At 79.8% G+C, this 544-nt stretch carries 1 protein-coding gene; it reads right to left on the minus strand.

Going from position 1 to position 544, the window contains the following annotated elements; genetic code table 11:
- On the minus strand, positions 1-387 hold a 387-nt coding region (locus tag KUM32_RS44345; protein ID WP_308408821.1), incomplete at its 3' end, for an FAD/NAD(P)-binding protein.
- Positions 388-544 lie beyond the last annotated feature (157 nt).

The raw sequence follows: 544 nt of genomic DNA on the forward strand, positions 1-544 counted from the left end.
GGCCGGGTTGGCCGGCGGTACGTACACCAGGCCGTGCCCGGCGGCGAAGTCGGCCAGCCGCGCCTGCGCCGGCGACGGCTCGACGGGGAGGTGGCCCTGGGCCAGCACGACCGCGTCCAACCCTTCGAGCCGGCCGCCGTCCTCCAGCGTCACGGTCTGGGTGCCCGCCGCCCCGTCGTCCAACGCCACGGCCCGCCCGGCGTGCACGCGGACGGTGACCCTCGCCGGGGCGCCGGCGACGATGCGCCCGAAGGCCCAGGCGAGGTAGCTGCCGTACAGCGCGCGGGTCGGATAGGTGTCCGGGCCCAGCGCGGCGGCCTCGGCGAGCGTTGCGGCGTCGCAGGGCGGGTCGCCAGGGCCCGGGAGGCCGTAGGCGTCGGACGCCACCGTTCGCGGGGCTCGCGGGTGCGCCTCGGAGGGCGTGCCGGGCGGCTGCCGGGTGGCGCTGGCGGGTGCCTCGTGCGCCCGTCGTGCGCCCGGTTGTGGGGGCACGCCCCCGGAGGGCGCCGCGTTCCGCGCGCCGAGCGCGCGGGCCCATTCGTAG

The sequence above is a fragment of the Streptomyces sp. AC627_RSS907 genome, assembly GCF_019049165.1.